The organism is Paraburkholderia sp. RL18-085-BIA-A (assembly GCF_046027075.1).
Lineage (GTDB): Bacteria > Pseudomonadota > Gammaproteobacteria > Burkholderiales > Burkholderiaceae > Paraburkholderia.
Window position 1 is genome coordinate 1 of the sequence record NZ_JARESU010000718.1, and the last position, 252, is coordinate 252.

1 pseudogene is annotated in these 252 nt (G+C 54.8%); it reads left to right on the forward strand.

The features are described from left to right. Positions 1 to 227: pseudogene (locus tag P0D89_RS54540) on the forward strand (hypothetical protein); the annotation flags it as partial. Between the last annotated feature and the right edge of the window lie 25 nt (positions 228 to 252).

Below are 252 nucleotides of genomic sequence, written 5' to 3' on the forward strand. Positions count from 1 at the left end.
TTTGGGCTGCCTCTGTTTTTGCCAGAAGACTTGCTCGCATTCTCGTTTTTGGTGACCGCCGTTTTAGCGTCACCATCCTCTATATCCGATACTTTGAACAGGCGGTTGGTCGAAGGTTGGCCTGGTACCTGGAGGCATGCGTGCACTCGGCATGGTTAGGATTGCACGCGGTTTTCGGCCTCGGACGAGTGGTGCGAAGGACAAGTGAATTTGTGGAGCCGAGGTGACGGGACCGGGAAAAGTGAGTTTCGG